The sequence below is a fragment of the Streptomyces sp. XY006 genome, from assembly GCF_002237655.1.
Lineage (GTDB): Bacteria > Actinomycetota > Actinomycetes > Streptomycetales > Streptomycetaceae > Streptomyces > Streptomyces levis.
This window is the reverse complement of record NZ_NOKT01000028.1, coordinates 106,584-124,704: the sequence shown is the minus strand read 5'-3', so window position 1 is coordinate 124,704 and position 18,121 is coordinate 106,584. Positions and strand designations below refer to the sequence as shown.

The window sequence follows — 18,121 nt, the reverse complement described above, 5'->3', positions numbered from 1 at the left end:
ATGAACAGCGCCATCACGCCACCGATGACGAAGAACGCGAACGACGTCACCAGGTACAGCGTGCCGATCGTCTTGTGGTCCGTGGTCGTCAGCCACTTGACCACGACACTGCCGCGGTTCTGGCGCCGGACCGGCAACTCGTCCTCGTAGTGGGACCCTGCCGCCGCGGCACCCTGAGGTTCGTTGAGGATGCTCACAGGATGTTCGACCTTCGGTTCTTCTCGGGGCCCGCCTGCTCGATGCCGGCAGGAACGTAACCGTTCTGCTGCTTGTCCACGAGGTCCTTGAGGTGCTGCTCGTAGCGCTCGGGGGAGACCACCTTCACGTTGAACAGCATCCGGGAGTGGTCGACGCCGCAGAGCTCGGCGCACTTGCCCAGGAAGGTGCCCTCCTTGTTGGGGGTCACTTCGAAGGCGTTGGTGTGGCCCGGGATGACGTCCTGCTTCATGAGGAACGGCACCACCCAGAAGGAGTGGATGACGTCACGCGAGGTCAGCACGAAGCGGACCGTCTTGCCCTTGGGCAGCCACAGCGTCGGACCCGGGTTGTTGGTCTGCGGGTTCCGGGTGCCGGGGGTACCGCAGTCGTAGACGCCGCCGGCGTCGGCCGGGAAGTCTTCCTTGAACCGGTCCGGGATCGCGTCGAGCTCCGGGGACTTCTTGGCGTCACCCGTGGAACCGGCGACCGGCTCGATGTAGTTGAAGCACCAGCTCCACTGGAAGCCGACCACGTTCACCGTGACGTCGGGCTTCTTCTTGAGGCTGAGCAGCTCGGACTCGTCGCGGGCGGTGAAGTAGAACAGCACCGAGACGATGATGAGCGGGACGACCGTGTACAGCGCCTCGATGGGCATGTTGTACCGGGTCTGCGGAGGAACCTCGACCTTGGTGCGGCTGCGCCGGTGGAAGAAAGCACTCCACAGGATCAGACCCCACACCAGCACGCCGACGGCGAGCGCAGCCGCCCAGGACCCCTGCCACAGGGAGAGGATCCGCGGAGCCTCTTCCGTGGTCGGGGTGGGCATACCAAGGCGGGGGAAGTCTTCCCAGTTGTACGAGCAACCGGTGGCTGTCGCCAAGACCAGGCCCGCGGTCAGTGCCTGCAGCAGCTTCCGCCGCATCGGGCGCCGCGGCGAGCGGTCGGAGCCGTTGGGACTCACGTAGCGCCTTCCCGAGAGTCTCGCCCGCGCGGTTCGGCTGCGGCCTGGCCTTCTCGCTGGTCGGTCGCCGCCCTGCGTCGGGCAGGGGTTTGGATGTTTATGCGGACCAAACCCTAGCCGACGCCCTCCGGGGGTTCTCGGGGAGGGGTGCCTACTCACTCGGGTGGTTCGCTGAATTGGCGGCTGCGGGTGGATTGTGGCTTTTCGCGCAGTTCCCCGCACCCCTGGGGTCCGTTCCGCTTCCGGGCGTTCTAGCGTTGGCGTGTGGCCTACTTCGATGCTGCTTCCGCTGCTCCGCTCCATTCCGTCGCCCGGCAGGCCCTGCTGGCCGCCCTGGACGAGGGGTGGGCCGATCCCGCACGTCTGTACAGGGAGGGACGGCGGGCCCGGGTCCTGCTGGACGCCGCGCGGGAGGCCGCCGCCGAGGCGGTGGGGTGCCGCCCGGACGAGCTGGCCTTCACCCCGTCCGGAACGCGTGCCGTGCACACGGGGATTGCCGGGGCACTGGCCGGGCGGCGGCGGGTCGGGCGCCACCTGATCGTGTCAGCGGTCGAACACTCCTCGGTACTCCATTCGGCGGAGGCGCACGAGGCGGCGGGCGGTTCGGTCGGCCGGGTGGCGGTGGACCGCAGCGGCGCGGTGGATCCGTCGGCGTACGCCGGCGCCCTGCGCGAGGACACCGCCCTGGCGTGTCTGCAGTCGGCCAACCACGAGGTGGGGACCGAGCAGCCGGTCGCCGAGGTGGCCGAGGTGTGCCGGGCGGCCGGGGTGCCGTTGCTGGTGGACGCGGCGCAGTCGCTGGGGTGGGGGCCGGTGGACGGGGACTGGTCGCTGCTGACGGCGAGCGCGCACAAGTGGGGCGGGCCGTCCGGGGTCGGGCTGCTCGTGGTGCGCAAGGGGGTGCGGTTCTCGGCGCAAGGGCCGGTGGACGAGCGCGAGTCGGGGCGGGCGCCCGGCTTCGAGAACCTCCCGGCGATCGTGGCGGCGGCCGCGTCCCTGCGGGCGGTGCGGGCGGAGGCGGCCGCCGAGGCCGCGCGGCTGCGGGAACTGACGGAGCGGATCCGCGCCCGGGTGCCCCGGCTCGTCCCCGACGTCGAGGTGGTGGGCCATCCGGTGCGCCGGCTGCCCGGGGTCGTCACCTTCTCCTGTCTCTACGTCGACGGCGAGGCGCTGCTGCACGAGCTGGACCGGGAGGGCTTCTCCGTGTCGTCCGGGTCGTCCTGCACGAGCAGCACGCTGACGCCCAGCCATGTGCTGCGGGCGATGGGGGTGCTGAGTGAGGGGAACGTGCGGGTGTCGCTGCCGATGGGGGCGGCCGAGGAGGACGTGGAGCGGTTCCTGGAGGTGCTGCCCGGGGTGGTGGCGGCGGTCCGGGACAAGCTCGGCGCCCCGGCCGCCGCGGCGGCGGTCGCCCGCGAGGAGGACGTCCTCGTCGTGGACTCCCTCGGCAAGCGCTGCCCCATCCCGGTCATCGAGCTGGCCAAGGTGATCGGCGACGTGCCGGTGGGCGGCCTGGTCCGGGTGCTGTCGGACGACGAGGCCGCCCGGCTGGACATCCCGGCGTGGTGCGAGATGAGGAACCAGGAGTACGTCGGGGAGGAGCCGGCGGACCGGGGGACGGCCTACGTGGTCCGCCGGGTCGCCTGAGCACCTCGGGGGGCGCGAGGCCGGGCCGGCACGCGGCCGGGCGCCGCGGGGCGCGGCCGGCCCCGCGCACCCGCGCACGGCGCCGGTCAGGACGGGTGCGCCCAGGACAGTGCGCCTAGGACAGGTGCGCCTGGACCTCCGCCGCCGCCTCGTCCCCGTAGGCCTTGGTGAACCGCTCCATGAAGTGGCCCCGGCGCAGCTGGTACTCCTGCGTGCCGACCGTCTCGATGACGAGGGTCGCCAGCATGCAGCCGATCTGCGCGGCGCGCTCCAGGGAGACGCCCCAGGCCAGACCGGACAGGAAGCCCGCGCGGAACGCGTCGCCGACGCCCGTGGGGTCGGCCTTGCGCTCCTCGTCCGGCGTGCCGACCTCGATCGGGTCCTCGCCGGTCCGCTCGATGCGCACGCCCCGGGCGCCGAGGGTGGTCACCCGGTGGCCGACGCGGGAGAGGATCTCCTCGTCGCTCCAGCCGGTCTTGGTCTCGATGAGGCCCTTCTCGTACTCGTTGGAGAAGAGGTACGTCGCCCCGTCCAGGAGGATGCGGATCTCCTCGCCGTCCATCCGCGCGATCTGCTGGGAGAAGTCGGCGGCGAACGGGATGGACCGGGCGCGGCACTCCTCGGTGTGCCGGAGCATGGCCTCCGGGTCGTCCGCGCCGATGGAGACCAGGTCGAGACCGCCGACGCGGTCGGCGACGGTCTTCAGCTCGATGAGGCGGGCCTCGCTCATGGCGCCCGTGTAGAAGGAGCCGATCTGGTTGTGGTCGGCGTCGGTCGTGCACACGAAGCGCGCGGTGTGCAGCGTGTCGGAGATGCGGACGGAGTCGGTGTCGACGCCGTGCCGCTCCAGCCAGGCCCGGTACTCGTCGAAGTCCGCGCCGGCGGCGCCGACCAGGATCGGCCGGGTGCCGAGCTGCCCCATGCCGAAGGCGATGTTCGCGGCGACGCCGCCGCGGCGGACGTCGAGCTTGTCGACCAGGAACGACAGCGAGACCGTGTGCAGCTGGTCCGCTACGAGCTGGTCGGCGAAGCGGCCGGGGAAGGTCATGAGGTGGTCGGTGGCGATGGAGCCGGTGACTGCGATGCGCACGGCGAGGATTCTCCTGAGGGAGGCGGACCTTGACACTTCACGCTATCGGGTGGGCGGGGCCCGCCTGAAGGCAGCGAAACTACCCGATAGTAGATCTTTCTCCGTGAGTCCCGGCGTGCATACGGTGCCGGTATGACGAACCTCAAGGTCCAGAACCCCGTTCCGGTCGATCTCGAAGGCGAGCTTGCGTCGCTGCCGGGGTACGGGGCGCGGATGGCTCCGCACTGGGCGGTACCCGACCGGGTCGCCGCCCGGCCGGTCTCGCCGGCCCTGATCCACGGTGTGACGGTGCCGCCGTCGTCGGCGCGGCTGCTCGACGCCATGGCGGACTACGGGGACTGAGCGGCGCACGCCCGGGAACCGCGAGCTCCCCCGCTGCGTCCCATCGCTGTCCCCCGTAAAGGGGAGGCGGGATACGACCCACCGACGGCCCTGTTCCGAGCGGGCCGGGTCCCATGGGACAGCTGTGCAGCCGAAGGAGCGATGCGGTGAACACCGAGCGACCCGACAACGACGACGACGCCAGGGCGGCGGGCGACGCCGGTACCGCGGACACCCCGGAGCCGGGTGTGGCCGAGGCCGGCACGCCGGCGGGGTCCACCGAGTCCGACGGGGTCGCCGGGAAGGCCGAGAACGCGGAGACGGCGGAGAACGCCGGGACCGGCGGTGGCTCGGAGGCCTCCGAGACCGACGGTGCCGGGGAGGCTGCCGAGACCGACGAGGCTCCGAGCGCTGCCGAGACCGACGTTGCCTCGGAGGCTCCGAGCGCTGCGGAGGCGGCCGAGACCGAAGGGGTCTCCGAGACAGCCGCGACCTCCGACAGTGCCTCGGCGGCTGCCGATGACTCCGCGGGCGCGTCGGCGCCGGACGCGGACCACGCCGCCGACAGCCACGACGCCCCGGCCGCCGTCCACGACCTGACCCGCGACGGTGAGGATCAGGCCCGGCAGGGCGGTGGGCGGCCGCGTACGCCCGCGGTCATCGCCTCCGTCGCCGCCGCCGTGCTCCTGATCGGCGGGGGCGGTGCCTGGCTCGCCGCCAACGCGTCCGGCGGGTCGGGCGGCGGGGCGACGTCCGGCGCACCCGGCGGGGACGGCACTCCCCCGCCGCTCGCGCTCGACGGGTACTCGGACTCCACGGACGGCGGCAACGGCATCGCGCCCGGTGAGCCCAACCCCTACGGCGCCACCTACCGGGTCGAGGGAACGCTGCCCGAGGGGCCCGCCGAGGCCCCGGTGTACCTGGCGCGCGGTGAGATCGCCGAGGCCGACGTGGCCCGGCTGGCGAAGGCGCTCGGGGTCGAGGGCAAGCCCGTCGCCCAGGGCGAGGTCTGGAGGATCGGCGGCCAGGACGGCTCGGGGCCGGGTCTGCAGGTGAACCGGCAGGCACCGGGCTCGTGGACGTTCACCCGGTACACCCCGGGCAGCGACGACTGCAAGGGCACCGACACCTGCACCACCCAGCGGCCCGGCGGCACCCCGGTGGGCGAGGACGTGGCGGAGAAGGCCGCGGCGCCGGTGCTGAAGGCCTTGGGTCAGGACGACGCGAAGGTCGACGCGAGCCAGGTCATGGGCGCCCAGCGGGTGGTGAACGCCTCACCCGAGGTCGGCGGACTGCCCACGCACGGCTGGACGACCGGGATCACGGTCGGCTCCGGCGGCGAGGTCGTCGGCGGCAGCGGCCTGCTGAAGGCGCCGGTGCGGGGTGACACGTACCCCGTGGTCGGTGCGGAGAAGGCGCTGGACCTGATGGAGGGGCGGCCGGAGAACGACCACCGGATGGGCATCGGCGGCTGCGCCAGTCCCGTGCCGCTGGAGGACCGGCCGGAGGAGCCCTGCGGATCGCCGGCGAGCGGCACGCCGCAGCGGGACACGGTGACGGTGCGGGACGCGGTGTTCGGGCTGGCCTCGCACTTCGTGGACGGCAGGCAGGCGCTCGTGCCGTCCTGGCTGTTCGAGGTGACGGCGCCGGGCGCGAAGGACCCGTTCACGGTGACGTACCCGGCGGTCGACCCGAAGTACCTGGCCTCCCCGTCGCCGAGCGAGCCGGGCGACGGGCCGACGTCGCAGCCCGGGCCGCGTGAGGTGAAGGTCGACGGCTACCGGGCCGAGGGCGCGGAGCTGACCGTGACGTTCACCGGCGGGGTGTGCGCCGACTACGACGTGACGGCGGACGAGAAGGGCGGCGAGGTGACGGTCACCGTGACGTCGACGCCGTGGCCGGACAAGGTCTGCATCATGATCGCCAAGCAGTTCCAGGAGACGGTGCCGCTGGACCGGCCGCTCGGCGACCGGAAGGTCGTGGACGCGGACGGCGAGCCGGTTCCGCTGGCCAGGGAGGGTGCGCGACTGCCGGCTCCCCCGTCGCGCGAGCGCTAGGGCCTGTCGTTCGGATCAAGTCGCAGGAAGCCGGCAGTGCCGGCCGGTGCCGGTGCCCTGGGAGCACGCGGCACCGCCGCGCAGCGCGAAGGCGGCGGCCCCGTCGGAGGGGGCCGCCGCCTTCGTCATGTCCGCTGCCGCAGCGGGGCGGCCGGGCGGCTCAGCTGAAGGAGTCGCCGCAGGCGCAGGAACCCGTCGCGTTCGGGTTGTCGATCGTGAAGCCCTGCTTCTCGATGGTGTCCACGAAGTCGATCGTGGCACCGCCCAGGTAGGGGGCGCTCATGCGGTCGGTGACGACCTTCACACCGCCGAAGTCCTTCTCGACGTCGCCGTCGAGCGAACGCTCGTCGAAGAAGAGCTGGTAGCGCAGGCCGGAGCAGCCGCCGGGCTGGACGGCGACGCGCAGCGCGAGGTCGTCGCGGCCTTCCTGGTCGAGCAGCGCCTTGACCTTGGACGCGGCGGCGTCGGTCAGGATGATGCCGTCGGTGACGGTGCTGGTCTCGTCCGATACGGACATCTACATCTCTCCCGGGTTGTACGGAGACTGCTTGCCGACGGTTCCAACCGGCGCGGCCGCGGATTCATTCCGGGCCCGGCGTTCGATCTCGGCTTCTTTTCATGCTCGCACACGCGCCGGGAACCGGAAAACGCCTCTTTCCCGGTCTTCCCGGGAATGAACGGCGGCTCGCCGGGATTCACGTCACACAGACGCTATGGGCATCGTCAAAGTGACGTGAAGCGGTTATGATAGATAGCGTCAAATCGACGAAAAGTCGCCGGAAACAGAAAGGGTGCGTGTCGTGACCACCGCCCAGACCCAGGAGCTCGACGTACAGCCGACGCCCCTCGCCCTGCTGCTCCTCGGCCGTGAGGCCGACCCGAGGAGCGAGCGCGGCGTGGAGTGTCCCGGCGACCTGCCCTCGCCGTCCGACCCGGACCTGGTGGAGCGCGCTCGCCGGGCGAAGGAGAAGCTCGGGAACAAGGTCTTCGTGCTCGGCCACCACTACCAGCGCGACGAGGTCATCCAGTTCGCCGACGTGACCGGTGACTCGTTCAAGCTGGCCCGGGACGCGGCGGCGCGTCCGGAGGCCGAGTACATCGTGTTCTGCGGTGTGCACTTCATGGCGGAGTCCGCGGACATCCTCACCTCCGACGACCAGAAGGTCGTCCTGCCCGACCTCGCCGCCGGCTGCTCGATGGCCGACATGGCGACGGCCGAGCAGGTCGCCGAGTGCTGGGACGTGCTGACCGAGGCCGGCATAGCCGAGCAGGTCGTGCCCGTCTCGTACATGAACTCCTCCGCCGACATCAAGGCGTTCACGGGCAAGCACGGCGGCACGATCTGCACCTCGTCCAACGCCAAGCGGGCCCTGGACTGGGCCTTCGAGCAGGGCGAGAAGGTGCTGTTCCTGCCCGACCAGCACCTCGGGCGCAACACCGCGGTCCGCGACATGGGCATGTCCCTGGAGGACTGCGTCGTCTACAACCCGCACAAGCCGAACGGCGGCCTGACCGCCGACGAGCTGCGCGCGGCGAAGATGATCCTGTGGCGCGGCCACTGCTCGGTGCACGGCCGCTTCAGCCTGGACTCGGTGAACGACGTGCGCGAGCGCATCCCGGGCGTGAACGTCCTCGTCCACCCCGAGTGCAAGCACGAGGTCGTGGCCGCGGCCGACTACGTCGGTTCGACGGAGTACATCATCAAGGCCCTGGAGGCCGCGCCGGCCGGCTCCAAGTGGGCCATCGGCACGGAGCTGAACCTGGTCCGCCGCCTGGCGAACCGTTTCGCACCCGAGGGCAAGGAGATCGTCTTCCTCGACAAGACGGTCTGCTTCTGCTCGACCATGAACCGCATCGACCTGCCCCACCTGGTGTGGGCCCTGGAGTCGCTGGCCGAGGGCAACCTCGTCAACCGCATCGAGGTCGACAAGGAGACGGAGGCGTTCGCGAAGCTGGCGCTGGAGCGCATGCTGGCCCTGCCGTAGCCCTCGCGGCTCGTGTGGCTCACCCCGTGACGGGTTTCCGGCCGGGGTGGGCCGGGTCGAGGGTGAAGAGGTCGCCCTCCGCGGTGGCGACGACCAGGGCGCCTTCGTGCAGCAGCACCTCGGAGCGCGACCAGCCCTGGTTCGTCACCCGCCGGGCCCGCGGCAGGATCTCCCACAGCAGCGTGCCCTTGCCCGTGTCGAGGGCGGCGACCCGGCCGCTGGCGCTGGACACGTAGACCACGCGGGCGCGCGGGTCGTGGGTGACGTCGCTGGGCTGCTCCAGGCTCGTCCGGGTCTGCCACAGCCGCTCGCCCGACCGGACGGACACCGCGGTGACCTGCCCGGAGGACGTGGCGAACCACAGCGTGCCGTCCGAGAGCGTCGCGTTGCCCTCCAGCGGCTCCGCGAACCGCACCGCGCGGTCCTCTCCGGTGTCCGGGTCCAGCAGCCGGATCCCGGCGAACGCCTCGTCCTCGTCGTCCTCGGTCGGTTCGAGGAGGACCAGGCGGCCCTCGGACGTGCCGACGAGCCTTTCGCCGACGGGCACCGTAAGACGCCGTGCCGAGCCGTCGGCGGGGTCCAGCCGCAGCAGGGTCGTCTCCTCCGAGGGCACCAGGTCCGGGACGCACTCCAGGTACCGGTGGTCGCCGGTGTCCGCCGGGCTGCAGTACTGCCCCTCGGGCAACGGCGCCGTCCAGCGCCCGGCTCCGGTGCGCGGCGCGCGGGCGGTCACCGAGCGGCCGCCGTCGTCCGGGACGACGACAAGGCCGCCCGAGACGTACGGACGCACCGCTTCGACGTTCACCGTGCGCTGCCACAGCCGCCTGCCGGTCCCGGTGTCGAGGGCCGCGAGGGTGACCTCCACGTCGTCCCCCTGGTGGGGGTCGTACGTCTGCTCGACCAGCATCGCGTCGTCCGCGACGCCCAGGACGGAGAAGCTGTACCCCCCCTTGCCCGTGCCGGCCGGCAGCACGTCGGCGCGCCAGCGGGCCCGTCCCGTGAGGGCGTCGAGGCGCACGGGCAGCACCCCGTCGCCCGCGCAGTGGACGGCGCCCTCGTACACCTGGCACTGCGGGCCGTTCATCGACCCGCCCGCGGCGATGCCGCGTCCTTCCTTCACGCCCCGCGCGGCGGTGGCGTACACCGTGGTCTGCCAGGGTTTCCAGCCGGCCGGGACGGTCGTCCAGCGGGAGGGTGCGGAGCCGGTGGTCTGCGTTCCCGCGCGGGAGTCGTCCTCGGCGAGTCCGGGTCCGAGCAGCAGATAGCCCGTCAGGCCGAGGGCGAGGGCGCTCGCCGTGCCGGCCGTGGCCCACAGCCGCCGGGCGCGGCCCGGGCGCTTGCCGGGAGCCGGGGGGCCGGGGTCGGCGGCCGCGGCGGGCCGGGTGCTGACCAGGGCCGCCTCGTCCCTGCGCAGGGTCACGGTGGCCTGGTCGTCCGTGCCCGTCTCCGGCAGCGCGGCCACGAACGCCCGGGCCAGGTCGTCCAGTCCGGGCCGGTCCGCGGGGTCCTTGGCGAGGCAGCGCTCCAGCAGCGGGTGCAGGGACTCCGGGACCCCGTCCAGGACGGGCGCGTCGTGTACCACCCGATAGGCCGTCAGATAGGGGCTGTCGGCGTCGAAGGGGCCCCGGCCGGTGCTCGCGTACACCAGCAGGGCGCCCACGGAGAACACGTCGGAGGCCGGGCCCACCGAGCGGGCGTCGGTGAGCTGTTCCGGCGACATGAACGGCGGCGTGCCGATCATCTGGCCGGTCTCGGTCAGGGTGTGGTGGTTCTCGGCCGCGCGGGAGATGCCGAAGTCGATGACGCGCGGGCCGTCCTCGGCCATCAGGACGTTGGCGGGCTTGAGGTCCCGGTGCACCACCCCCGCCCGGTGGATCTCGCGCAGCGCCTCCACCAGGCCGAGCGCCAGCCGGCGCAGTGCGGTGCCGCGCACGGGGCCCTGGTCGCGGATGAGCGCGGCGAGGGAGGGTCCGGGCACGTACTGGGTGGCCATCCAGGGGCGTTCCGCCTCCGGGTCGGCGTCCAGGACCGGCGCAGTGAAGGCGCCGCTGACCTTGCGGACGGCCTCGATCTCCTGGCGGAACCGGGCGCGGAAGACCGCGTCCTGCGCGTACTGGGCGTGCACCACCTTCACGGCGACCTCGCGCCCCGAGCGGGCCCGGCCGCGGTAGACGATCCCCATGCCCCCCGACCCGAGCCGGCCGACCAGCTTGTACCCGCCGACCGACTTCGGGTCGTCCTTCTGCAGCGGCACGCCCGGTTCCTCTCCCCCGCCAAGCAGTCCGGGTCAGGATACGTAACGGCGACACGGCACAGGCCGGGTCCCGAACCGTTGCTTCCGGTTCGGCACCCGGCCTGGAGCCGGACCCGCCGTGCGGGCCCGGCGAGGAGCCGGCTCGCGGTCAGACGGACGCGGGCTCCGGCTCGTCCGGGGACGGCGTCGCGCCGGAGGTGTCCCCCGCCTTCTTCGCGCGCTTGGCCGCGCGCTTGTTCGCCCGGCGCTCCTTGCGCAGTTCCAGCATCGCGTACAGCGTCGGCACCAGCAGCAGGGTGAGCAGCGTCGAGGTGACCAGGCCGCCGATCACCACCACGGCCAGCGGCTGGGCGATGAAGCCGCCCTCGCCGGTGATGCCGAGGGCCATCGGGAGCAGGGCGAAGATGGTCGCCAGGGCGGTCATGAGGATGGGCCGCAGCCGGTGCCGGCCGCCCTCGATGACGGCCTCGACGATGCCGTGGCCCTGCCTGCGGTACTGGTTGATCAGGTCGATCAGCACGATCGCGTTGGTCACCACGATGCCGATGAGCATCAGCATGCCGATCAGCGCCGGGACGCCCATCGGGGTGCCGGTCACCACCAGCAGGCCGATCGCGCCGGTGGCGGCGAACGGGATGGAGACCAGCAGGATCAGCGGCTGGGCCAGGGACCGGAAGGTGCCGACCAGCAGCAGGAAGACGATCGCGATGGCCGCCAGGATCGCCAGGCCCAGGTTGGCGAACGCCTCGTCCTGGTCCTCGGACACCCCGCTGATCGACGCCGTGGCCCCGTCCGGGAGCTTCAGCGCGTCGATCTTCGACTGGAGCTGGGTGCTGACCGCGCCGGTGTTGTCCCCGGTCGGCTTCGCCGTGACGGTGGCGGCGCGCTGGCCGTCGATGCGGGTCATGGAGACCGGGCCGTCGACCACCTTCACCGTGGCGATGTCGCCGAGCTTCACCGTGCCGCCCAGGCGCAGGTTCTGCAGCTGCTTCAGGGTCTGCGCGGGCTTCGCCGAGCGGATGACGACGTCGCGCTCGGTGTCGTCCAGGACCGCCTTGGCCGTGGTGGTGCCGCGGACGGCCTGGGCGACGGCGGCGCCGAGGGTCTGGTCGCTGAAGCCGGCCGCTGCCGCCTTGTCGTTGGCCTTGACCGAGATGCGCGGGACGCTGGAGGCCAGGTCGCTGGTGACGTCCGTGACGTCGTCGAGGGAGGCGACCGCCTTGCGGACCTCCTCGGCCGCCGTGCGCAGGACGCCGGCGTCGGCGGCCTTCACCACGACGCTCAGGTCCTGGGAGCCGAAGCCGTCACCGGCGGCGATGGTGGTGGTGCCGATGCCCTTCAGGCCGGCGAGACCCTTCTCGATGCGGTCCTGGACGCCCTCGTAGGACGCCGAGTCCTCCAGCGTCACCTGGTACGAGGCCTGGTTGGTGTCCGTGCCGCCGCCGAAGGCCGCCATGAAGCCGGACGAGCCGACCGTGACCTGGTAGTCCTTCACGCCCTCGGTGCCGGCGAGCAGCTTCTCGACCTTCCTCGCCTGGGCGTCGGTGGCGGCCAGGCTGGTGCCGGGCTTCAGCTCCTGCTTGACCGTGAGGACCTCCTGCTCGCCCTGGTCGAAGAAGTTCGTCTTCAGCAGCGGCGCCATGCCGAACGTGCCGACCAGGACGACGGCCGCGATGGCCACGCTGGTCAGGCGGCGGCGGGTCGCGAAGCGCAGGACCGGGACGTAGATCCGCTGCAGGCGGCTCCTGGCCTCCTTCTCCTCGGCGATCCGGCGCGCCTCGTCGGCGTCCTCGGGGGTGCCCTTGGGGGGCCGCAGGAACCAGTACGACAGCACCGGGACGACCGTCAGGGAGACCAGCAGGGACGCCAGCAGCGCGGCCGTGACCGTGAGGCTGAAGGAACCGAACAGCTCGCCCACCACGCCACCGACCAGGCCGATCGGCAGGAACACGGCGACCGTGGTGAGCGTGGAGGACGTCACCGCGCCCGCGACCTCGCGCACCGCGGTGAGGATGGCCGACTGGCGCTCCTCGCCGTAGCCGAGGTGGCGCTTGATGTTCTCCAGGACCACGATCGAGTCGTCGACGACCCGGCCGATGGCGATGGTCAGGGCGCCCAGCGTGAGGACGTTCAGCGACAGGTCGCGCGTCCACAGCACGATCAGGGCGAGGACCACGGACAGCGGGATGGACACCGCCGTCACGAGGGTGGAGCGGATCGAGGCCAGGAAGACCAGGATCACCAGGACCGCGAAGAGCAGACCGAGGGCGCCCTCGGTGGTCAGGCCCTTGATGGACTTGGACACGGCCGGGCCCTGGTCGCTGACGACGGTGAGGGTCGCGCCGGAGCCGAGGTCCTCGCGCAGGTCCGGGAGCATGTCCTGGACGGCGTCGGAGATGGCGACCGCGCTGCCGTCGCGGTCCATCGTCACGGCGACGGCGAGGCTGGGCTTGCCGTCGGTGCGGGTGATGGAGTCGGCCGGGGCCTGCTGCTGCTTCACCGTGGCGACGTCGCCGAGGCGCACCGGCTCGCCCTTGCCGGGCTCGCCCGTGACCCTGAGGTCCTGGATCTGCCGCAGCGAGGTGAAGCCGCCGCCGACCTGGACGGTGCGGTTGGCGCCGTCCTCGTCGAAGGAGCCGGCCGGGACGGTCGCGCCGCCGGCCTGGAGCGCCTGCGCGAGGGACTGCGTGGTCAGACCGGCCTTGGCCAGCTTGACGTCGTCGGGCGTGACGGTGACCTGGAGGTCGCGCACGCCGTCGACGGTGACCTGGCCGACGCCGTCGATGCCCTTCAGGTCCGGCACGACCGTCTTGTCGAGCTGGTCGGCCAGGGCCTGCTGGTCGCGGTCGGAGGTGACGGCGAGGACGACGGTCGGGATGTCGTCCGTGGAGCCGGCGACGACCTGCGGGTCGACGTCGTCCGGGAGCACCGCACGCGCCCGGTTGACGGCCTGCTGGACGTCGGCGACCAGCTGCTTGGTGTCGTTGCCGTAGTCGAAGGACGCCATGATCACGGCGTTGCCCTCGCTGGCGGTGGAGGTGACGCCGCTGATGCCGTCGACGGCTTCGAGACTGTCCTCGATGGGTTCGACGACCTGCTTCTCGACCACGTCCGGCGACGCGCCCTGGTACGGCGCCAGCACGGACACCATGGGCAGTTCGATGGTGGGCAGCAGCTGCTGCTTGAGCTGGGGTATCGCGATCGCCCCGAAGACGAGCGCGATGATCGACATCAGCCCTATCAGGGCCCGTTGGGCGAGGCTGAATCTCGACAGCCAGGACATGGGTCAGGGTCTCTCTTCTGTTTAACGGCAGAAGCGGCAGCGGGCGCGCAGACGAGCGCCCGCCCCTACACCCTGAGCCATGGCCGGAGCCTGTTCCGTAGGCCCCAGGTCCCGTTCCCTGTGCGGCGCGTACTCCGGCCGCAGTACGGCCGGGGCGGGTTCACTCCACCCTTGGACGGACCAGGCCGGACTCGTACGCGATGACCACCAGCTGGGCCCGGTCGCGGGCGCCCAGTTTGGCCATGGCGCGGTTGACGTGCGTCTTCACCGTCAGCGGGCTGACCTCCAGCCGCTCGGCGATCTCGTCGTTGGAGTGGCCGCCGGCGACCTGGACGAGCACCTCGCGCTCCCGGACGGTGAGCGAGTCGAGCCGCTCGCCGCGGGCGGGGTCGCGGTTCTCGTCGGCCGGGTCGCCCTGGGCGAGGAAGCGGGCGATCAGTCCGGTGGTGGCGGCCGGGGACAGCAGGGCCTGGCCGCCGGCCGCGATCCGGATGGCGTTCAGCAGTTCCTCGGGCTCGGAGCCCTTGCCGAGGAAGCCGGAGGCGCCGGCGCGCAGCGACTGCACGACGTAGTCGTCCACCTCGAACGTCGTCAGGATGACCACGCGGACACCGGCGAGGGCGGGGTCGGCGCTGATCATGCGGGTCGCGGCGAGTCCGTCGGTGCCGGGCATCCGGATGTCCATCAGGACGACGTCCGCGCGCTGCTCCTTCGTCAGCCGGACCGCCTCCGCGCCGTCGGAGGCCTCGCCCACCACCTCCATGTCGGGCTCGGAGTCGACGAGCACCCGGAAGGCGCTGCGCAGCAGCGCCTGGTCGTCGGCGAGCAGGACACGGATGGTCATGCGGGGTCCTCCCCGGTGGATGTGCGGCTCTTGACGGGCAGGATGGCATGGACGCGGAAGCCGCCGCCGTAGCGGGGACCGGTGGTGAGGGTGCCGCGCAGGGCGGTGACCCGCTCGCGCATGCCGAGCAGCCCGTGCCCGCCGCCGTCGTGCGGGGTCTCGCCCTCGCCTGTGCCGTCGTCGAGGACGGTGATCTCGATGTTCGGCCCGACCCGCACGACGCTGACCTCGGCCTTGGCCTGCGGCCCGGCGTGCTTCTGCACGTTGGTGAGGGCCTCCTGGATGATCCGGTAGGCGGCCAGGTCGACGGCTGCGGGCAGGGTGGTGTCCTGGTCGGCGCGGGCGACCTCGATGTGCAGGCCGGCGTTGCGGAAGGTGCCGGTGAGTTCGTCGAGGCGGTCCAGGCCCGGGGCGGGCTCGGTGGGGGCCTCGGGGTCGCCGGACTGGCGGAGCAGGCCGACGGTGGCGCGCAGCTCGTTCAGCGCGGAGCGGCTGGCCTCGCGCACATGGGCGAGGGCCTCCTTGGCCTGGTCGGGGCGCTTGTCCATGACGTGGGCTGCGACCCCGGCCTGGACGTTGACCAGGGCGATGTGGTGGGCGACGACGTCGTGCAGGTCCCGGGCGATGCGCAGGCGCTCCTCGGCGACCCGGCGCCGGGCCTCCTCCTCGCGGGTGCGCTCGGCGCGTTCGGCGCGCTCCCGGATGGCCTGCACGAAGGCGCGGCGGCTGCGCACGGCGTCGCCGGCGGTGGCGCCGATGCCGGTCCAGGCGAAGATCGCGAGGTTCTCCTGGGCGTACCAGGGCAGGCCGCCGGCGGCCATGGCGGTGCCGGTCAGCACGGTCATGGTGAGCAGCCCGACCCGCCAGGTGGTGGGGCGGTCGGTGGTGGAGGCGACGGTGTACAGCGCGATGACAGCGGACATGGCGACGGGGGCGCGGGGGTCGCCGGTGACGGACTCGAGGACGGAGACGGCGCCGGTGAGGGCGAGGACGGTCATCGGGGCACGGCGGCGGAAGACCAGGGCGGCGGCGCCGAGGGCCATGAGGACGAGGCTGAGGGGGTCGGGGGTGCGCAGCACCCAGCTGACGCTGTCGCGGTGGCGGGGTTCGACGAACGAGCCGGCGACCATGCAGACCAGGACGGCTGCGGCGAGGACGGCGTCCACGGCCAGGGGGTGCGCCTTGGCCCGGCAGCGGGCCCGCGCGAGGGTGCTCACGGGTGTTCACGGTAGCCGGGGCGGGTGCGGCCGTGTGAGGTGCCGGCCGTCCGGGCCGGGGCCGGGGCGTCGACGCGACCCGGCGCGGCGGGGTGCCTCCCGCCTCCGCCGAGCTCTTCGATCGCGAGCGGGGGGTACCCCCGGCGCCCACCCGTGCCGCCCCGAGCGGCATGTGTGCCCGCGGTCGTCACCCCGGGATCAGGCCGTCGTCGCTGAGCAGTTCCCGGACCTCCTCCAGGGTCGCGTCGGGAGACGGCAGGATCAGCTCCGACGGCTCCAGGGAGTCGTCGGGGAGGGGGTCGCCCAGGTCGCGGACCCGGGTCAGGAGGGCGTGCAGGGTGCGGCGGAAGCCGGGGCCGTCGCCGTTCTCCATCTCCGCCAGGAGCTCGTCGTCCAGCTTGTTCAGCTCGGCGAGGTGGCCGTCGGCCAGCCTCACCTGCCCCTCCCCCATGATCCGTACGATCATGTCGCCCTCCTAGGCGTGGGCCCCTACTGCTTGTCGAAGCGCGGGGTGTCCTGCGGCTGCTGCTGGGACTGCTGCTGGCCCGTGCCACCTTCGATGGCCTGCTGCCCACCGCTCGTACCGCCGGCGAGCTCGGCCTTCATGCGCTGCAGCTCCAGCTCTACATCCGTACCACCGGAGAGCCGGTCCAGCTCGGCCTGGATGTCGTCCTTGTGCATGCCGGAGGGGTCGTCCAGGGCGCCGGAGGCGAGCAGTTCGTCGATCGCGCCGGCGCGGGCCTGGAGCTGGGCCGTCTTGTCCTCGGCGCGCTGGATCGCCAGTCCGACGTCGCCCATCTCCTCGGAGATGCCGGAGAAGGCCTCGCCGATGCGGGTCTGCGCCTGGGCCGCCGTGTACGTCGCCTTGATCGTCTCCTTCTTCGTGCGGAAGGCGTCGACCTTGGCCTGGAGCCGCTGGGCCGCGAGGGTGAGCTTCTCCTCCTCGCCCTGGAGCGTCGCGTGCTGGGTCTCCAGGTCGGTCACCTGCTGCTGGAGCGCGGCCCGGCGGGAGAGCGCCTCGCGGGCCAGGTCCTCACGGCCCAGCGCGAGCGCCTTGCGGCCCTGGTCCTCCAGCTTGGTGGACTGCGACTGCAGCTGGTTCAGCTGGAGCTCCAGGCGCTTGCGGCTGGTCGCCACGTCGGCGACACCGCGGCGCACCTTCTGGAGCAGCTCCAGCTGCTTCTGGTACGAGTAATCGAGGGTTTCGCGCGGGTCCTCGGCCCGGTCAAGGGCCTTGTTCGCCTTCGCGCGGAAGATCATCCCCATACGCTTCATGACACCGCTCATGGGCTTCGCGCGCCCCCTTCTGACCGACTCCGGTTCCAGCTCCAGCGACAGAACCCACAGTACGGGCCCTGCATCCATTACCGCACTGTTCGGGGACGGATGCGCTCATCCCCAAGGACGACTGCGTGCGCTCCCGCTCCGGCGTAGGGAGTAGGTGGTCCCCGGGGTCTCCCGGGCGTACGTCCCGGGAACGGCCGGGTGCGTACGCAACGTCCCCTCTGTCCCCTTACTGACGACTGGTGTTGCCGGATCGTTCCCCACGGGGCTGGGGTCCATGCCCGGAAGCCCTTACCCTTGGGTTTTGTGTTCCGTAGCCGTGCGAAGGATGAGAAGGCCCAGGACGCCGACAAGGCGCCGGTGAACTTCTCCAAGCAGCCCCGCGATCCCCAGGCCCCCAAGGGCCGCCCCACGCCCAAGCGCAGCCAGGCCCAGAGCCAGCGCCGCAGCGTGGCCAACACGTCGATGACGCGCAAGGAGGCCGCCAAGCGCCAGCGCGAGGAGCGCCGTGTCGCGCTGGAGCGGCAGCGTCAGGCGCTGGCCAGCGGCGACGAGCGGTACCTGCCCGCGCGTGACAAGGGGCCGGTGCGCCGGTTCGCGCGTGACTTCGTCGACTCGCGGTTCAACATCGCGGAGTTCTTCCTGCCGATGGCCGTGGTCATCCTCGTGCTGAGCATGGTGCGGGTGGCGTCGCTGCAGAACATCGCGCTGCTGCTGTGGCTCGTGGTGATCGTGCTGATCGTGCTCGACTCGTTCGTCACGGCCTTCCGCCTGAAGAAGCAGCTGAACGAGCGCTTCGCCGGTGAGAACAAGCGCGGCGCGGTCGCCTACGCCCTGATGCGCTCCCTCCAGATGCGCCGGCTCCGGCTGCCGAAGCCGCAGGTCAAGCGCGGAGAGCGGCCCTGACCACGACGCCGTTCTCCGGGGGTGCGGCACAGGCCTGGCTGGACCGGCTGGGCGGGCTGCGCGATGTCGTCCGG

At 72.1% G+C, this 18,121-nt stretch carries 14 protein-coding genes and 1 pseudogene; 5 read left to right on the top strand and 10 right to left on the bottom strand.

The features are described from left to right. Both CHR28_RS28790 and ctaC read right to left on the bottom strand, forming a co-directional pair. Positions 1-197 (bottom strand): annotated as a pseudogene (locus CHR28_RS28790) (cytochrome ubiquinol oxidase subunit I); the annotation flags it as partial. Beyond that, complete coding sequence (ctaC, locus tag CHR28_RS28785; RefSeq protein ID WP_094056626.1) at positions 194-1,159, bottom strand: aa3-type cytochrome oxidase subunit II; 966 nt, start codon at positions 1,157-1,159, stop codon at positions 194-196. The gene ctaC and the pseudogene CHR28_RS28790, both read right to left, overlap by 4 nt. Before the next feature lie 264 nt (positions 1,160-1,423). On the opposite strand from ctaC, the gene CHR28_RS28780 reads away from it, so the two are divergent. Continuing rightward, positions 1,424-2,806, top strand: a complete 1,383-nt coding sequence (locus CHR28_RS28780; RefSeq protein WP_094056625.1) for a cysteine desulfurase/sulfurtransferase TusA family protein — start codon at positions 1,424-1,426, stop codon at positions 2,804-2,806. Between the two features lie 115 nt (positions 2,807-2,921). Here CHR28_RS28780 and CHR28_RS28775 read toward each other — a convergent pair whose 3' ends face one another. After that, complete coding sequence (locus CHR28_RS28775) at positions 2,922-3,896, bottom strand: carbohydrate kinase family protein (RefSeq protein WP_094056624.1); 975 nt, start codon at positions 3,894-3,896, stop codon at positions 2,922-2,924. Between the two features lie 132 nt (positions 3,897-4,028). On the opposite strand from CHR28_RS28775, the gene CHR28_RS28770 reads away from it, so the two are divergent. Continuing rightward, complete coding sequence (locus tag CHR28_RS28770; RefSeq protein WP_094056623.1) at positions 4,029-4,238, top strand: hypothetical protein; 210 nt, start codon at positions 4,029-4,031, stop codon at positions 4,236-4,238. Positions 4,239-4,384: 146 nt separating this feature from the next. Then, positions 4,385-6,274, top strand: coding sequence for a hypothetical protein (locus tag CHR28_RS28765; protein WP_094056622.1), 1,890 nt, complete (start codon positions 4,385-4,387; stop codon positions 6,272-6,274). 160 nt (positions 6,275-6,434) lie between these two features. On the opposite strand, the gene CHR28_RS28760 is transcribed toward CHR28_RS28765, so the two are convergent. After that, the gene (locus CHR28_RS28760) at positions 6,435-6,791 is read right to left on the bottom strand and encodes a HesB/IscA family protein (RefSeq protein WP_010037217.1); all 357 of its coding nucleotides are present in this window, start codon (positions 6,789-6,791) and stop codon (positions 6,435-6,437) included. 283 nt (positions 6,792-7,074) lie between these two features. Between CHR28_RS28760 and nadA the strand changes: the two genes are divergently transcribed. Beyond that, positions 7,075-8,259, top strand: a complete 1,185-nt coding sequence (gene nadA, locus CHR28_RS28755) for a quinolinate synthase NadA (protein WP_094056633.1) — start codon at positions 7,075-7,077, stop codon at positions 8,257-8,259. A 19-nt stretch (positions 8,260-8,278) separates the two neighbouring features. Here the strand turns inward: nadA and CHR28_RS28750 are convergent, their stop codons facing one another. The 6 genes from CHR28_RS28750 to CHR28_RS28725 form a co-directional block, all read right to left on the bottom strand. Beyond that, positions 8,279-10,513 (bottom strand): protein kinase domain-containing protein, encoded by a 2,235-nt coding sequence (locus tag CHR28_RS28750; RefSeq protein ID WP_094056621.1) that lies wholly within the window; start codon positions 10,511-10,513, stop codon positions 8,279-8,281. Between the two features lie 148 nt (positions 10,514-10,661). Continuing rightward, positions 10,662-13,796 carry an efflux RND transporter permease subunit gene (locus tag CHR28_RS28745; protein ID WP_094056620.1) on the bottom strand — a complete coding sequence of 1,045 codons (3,135 nt, stop codon included), beginning with the start codon at positions 13,794-13,796 and terminating at the stop codon, positions 10,662-10,664. A gap of 160 nt (positions 13,797-13,956) precedes the next feature. After that, a complete protein-coding gene (locus CHR28_RS28740) occupies positions 13,957-14,640 on the bottom strand; it encodes a response regulator (RefSeq protein WP_094056619.1) in 684 nt (227 codons plus the stop codon). Next, positions 14,637-15,857: a sensor histidine kinase gene (locus tag CHR28_RS28735; RefSeq protein WP_094056618.1), complete on the bottom strand. Its 1,221-nt coding sequence runs from the start codon at positions 15,855-15,857 to the stop codon at positions 14,637-14,639. The genes CHR28_RS28740 and CHR28_RS28735 overlap by 4 nt, the downstream gene beginning before the upstream one ends. A 187-nt stretch (positions 15,858-16,044) precedes the next feature. Then, a complete protein-coding gene (gene pspAA, locus CHR28_RS28730; protein ID WP_094056617.1) occupies positions 16,045-16,323 on the bottom strand; it encodes a PspA-associated protein PspAA in 279 nt (92 codons plus the stop codon). 23 nt (positions 16,324-16,346) lie between these two features. Beyond that, positions 16,347-17,132: a PspA/IM30 family protein gene (locus CHR28_RS28725; RefSeq protein WP_256984460.1), complete on the bottom strand. Its 786-nt coding sequence runs from the start codon at positions 17,130-17,132 to the stop codon at positions 16,347-16,349. A 315-nt stretch (positions 17,133-17,447) separates the two neighbouring features. Between CHR28_RS28725 and CHR28_RS28720 the strand changes: the two genes are divergently transcribed. Continuing rightward, positions 17,448-18,047: a DUF3043 domain-containing protein gene (locus tag CHR28_RS28720; RefSeq protein ID WP_094056615.1), complete on the top strand. Its 600-nt coding sequence runs from the start codon at positions 17,448-17,450 to the stop codon at positions 18,045-18,047. The last annotated feature ends 74 nt before the right edge of the window (positions 18,048-18,121 follow it).

Coding starts and splice junctions, on each gene's coding strand:
- CHR28_RS28770 (WP_094056623.1), top strand. CDS start 4,029: ATGACGAACCTCAAGGTCCAGAACCCCGTTCCGGTCGATCTCGAAGGC.
- CHR28_RS28760 (WP_010037217.1), bottom strand. CDS start 6,791: ATGTCCGTATCGGACGAGACCAGCACCGTCACCGACGGCATCATCCTG.
- CHR28_RS28745 (WP_094056620.1), bottom strand. CDS start 13,796: ATGTCCTGGCTGTCGAGATTCAGCCTCGCCCAACGGGCCCTGATAGGG.
- CHR28_RS28740 (WP_094056619.1), bottom strand. CDS start 14,640: ATGACCATCCGTGTCCTGCTCGCCGACGACCAGGCGCTGCTGCGCAGC.
- pspAA (WP_094056617.1), bottom strand. CDS start 16,323: ATGATCGTACGGATCATGGGGGAGGGGCAGGTGAGGCTGGCCGACGGC.
- CHR28_RS28725 (WP_256984460.1), bottom strand. CDS start 17,132: ATGAAGCGTATGGGGATGATCTTCCGCGCGAAGGCGAACAAGGCCCTT.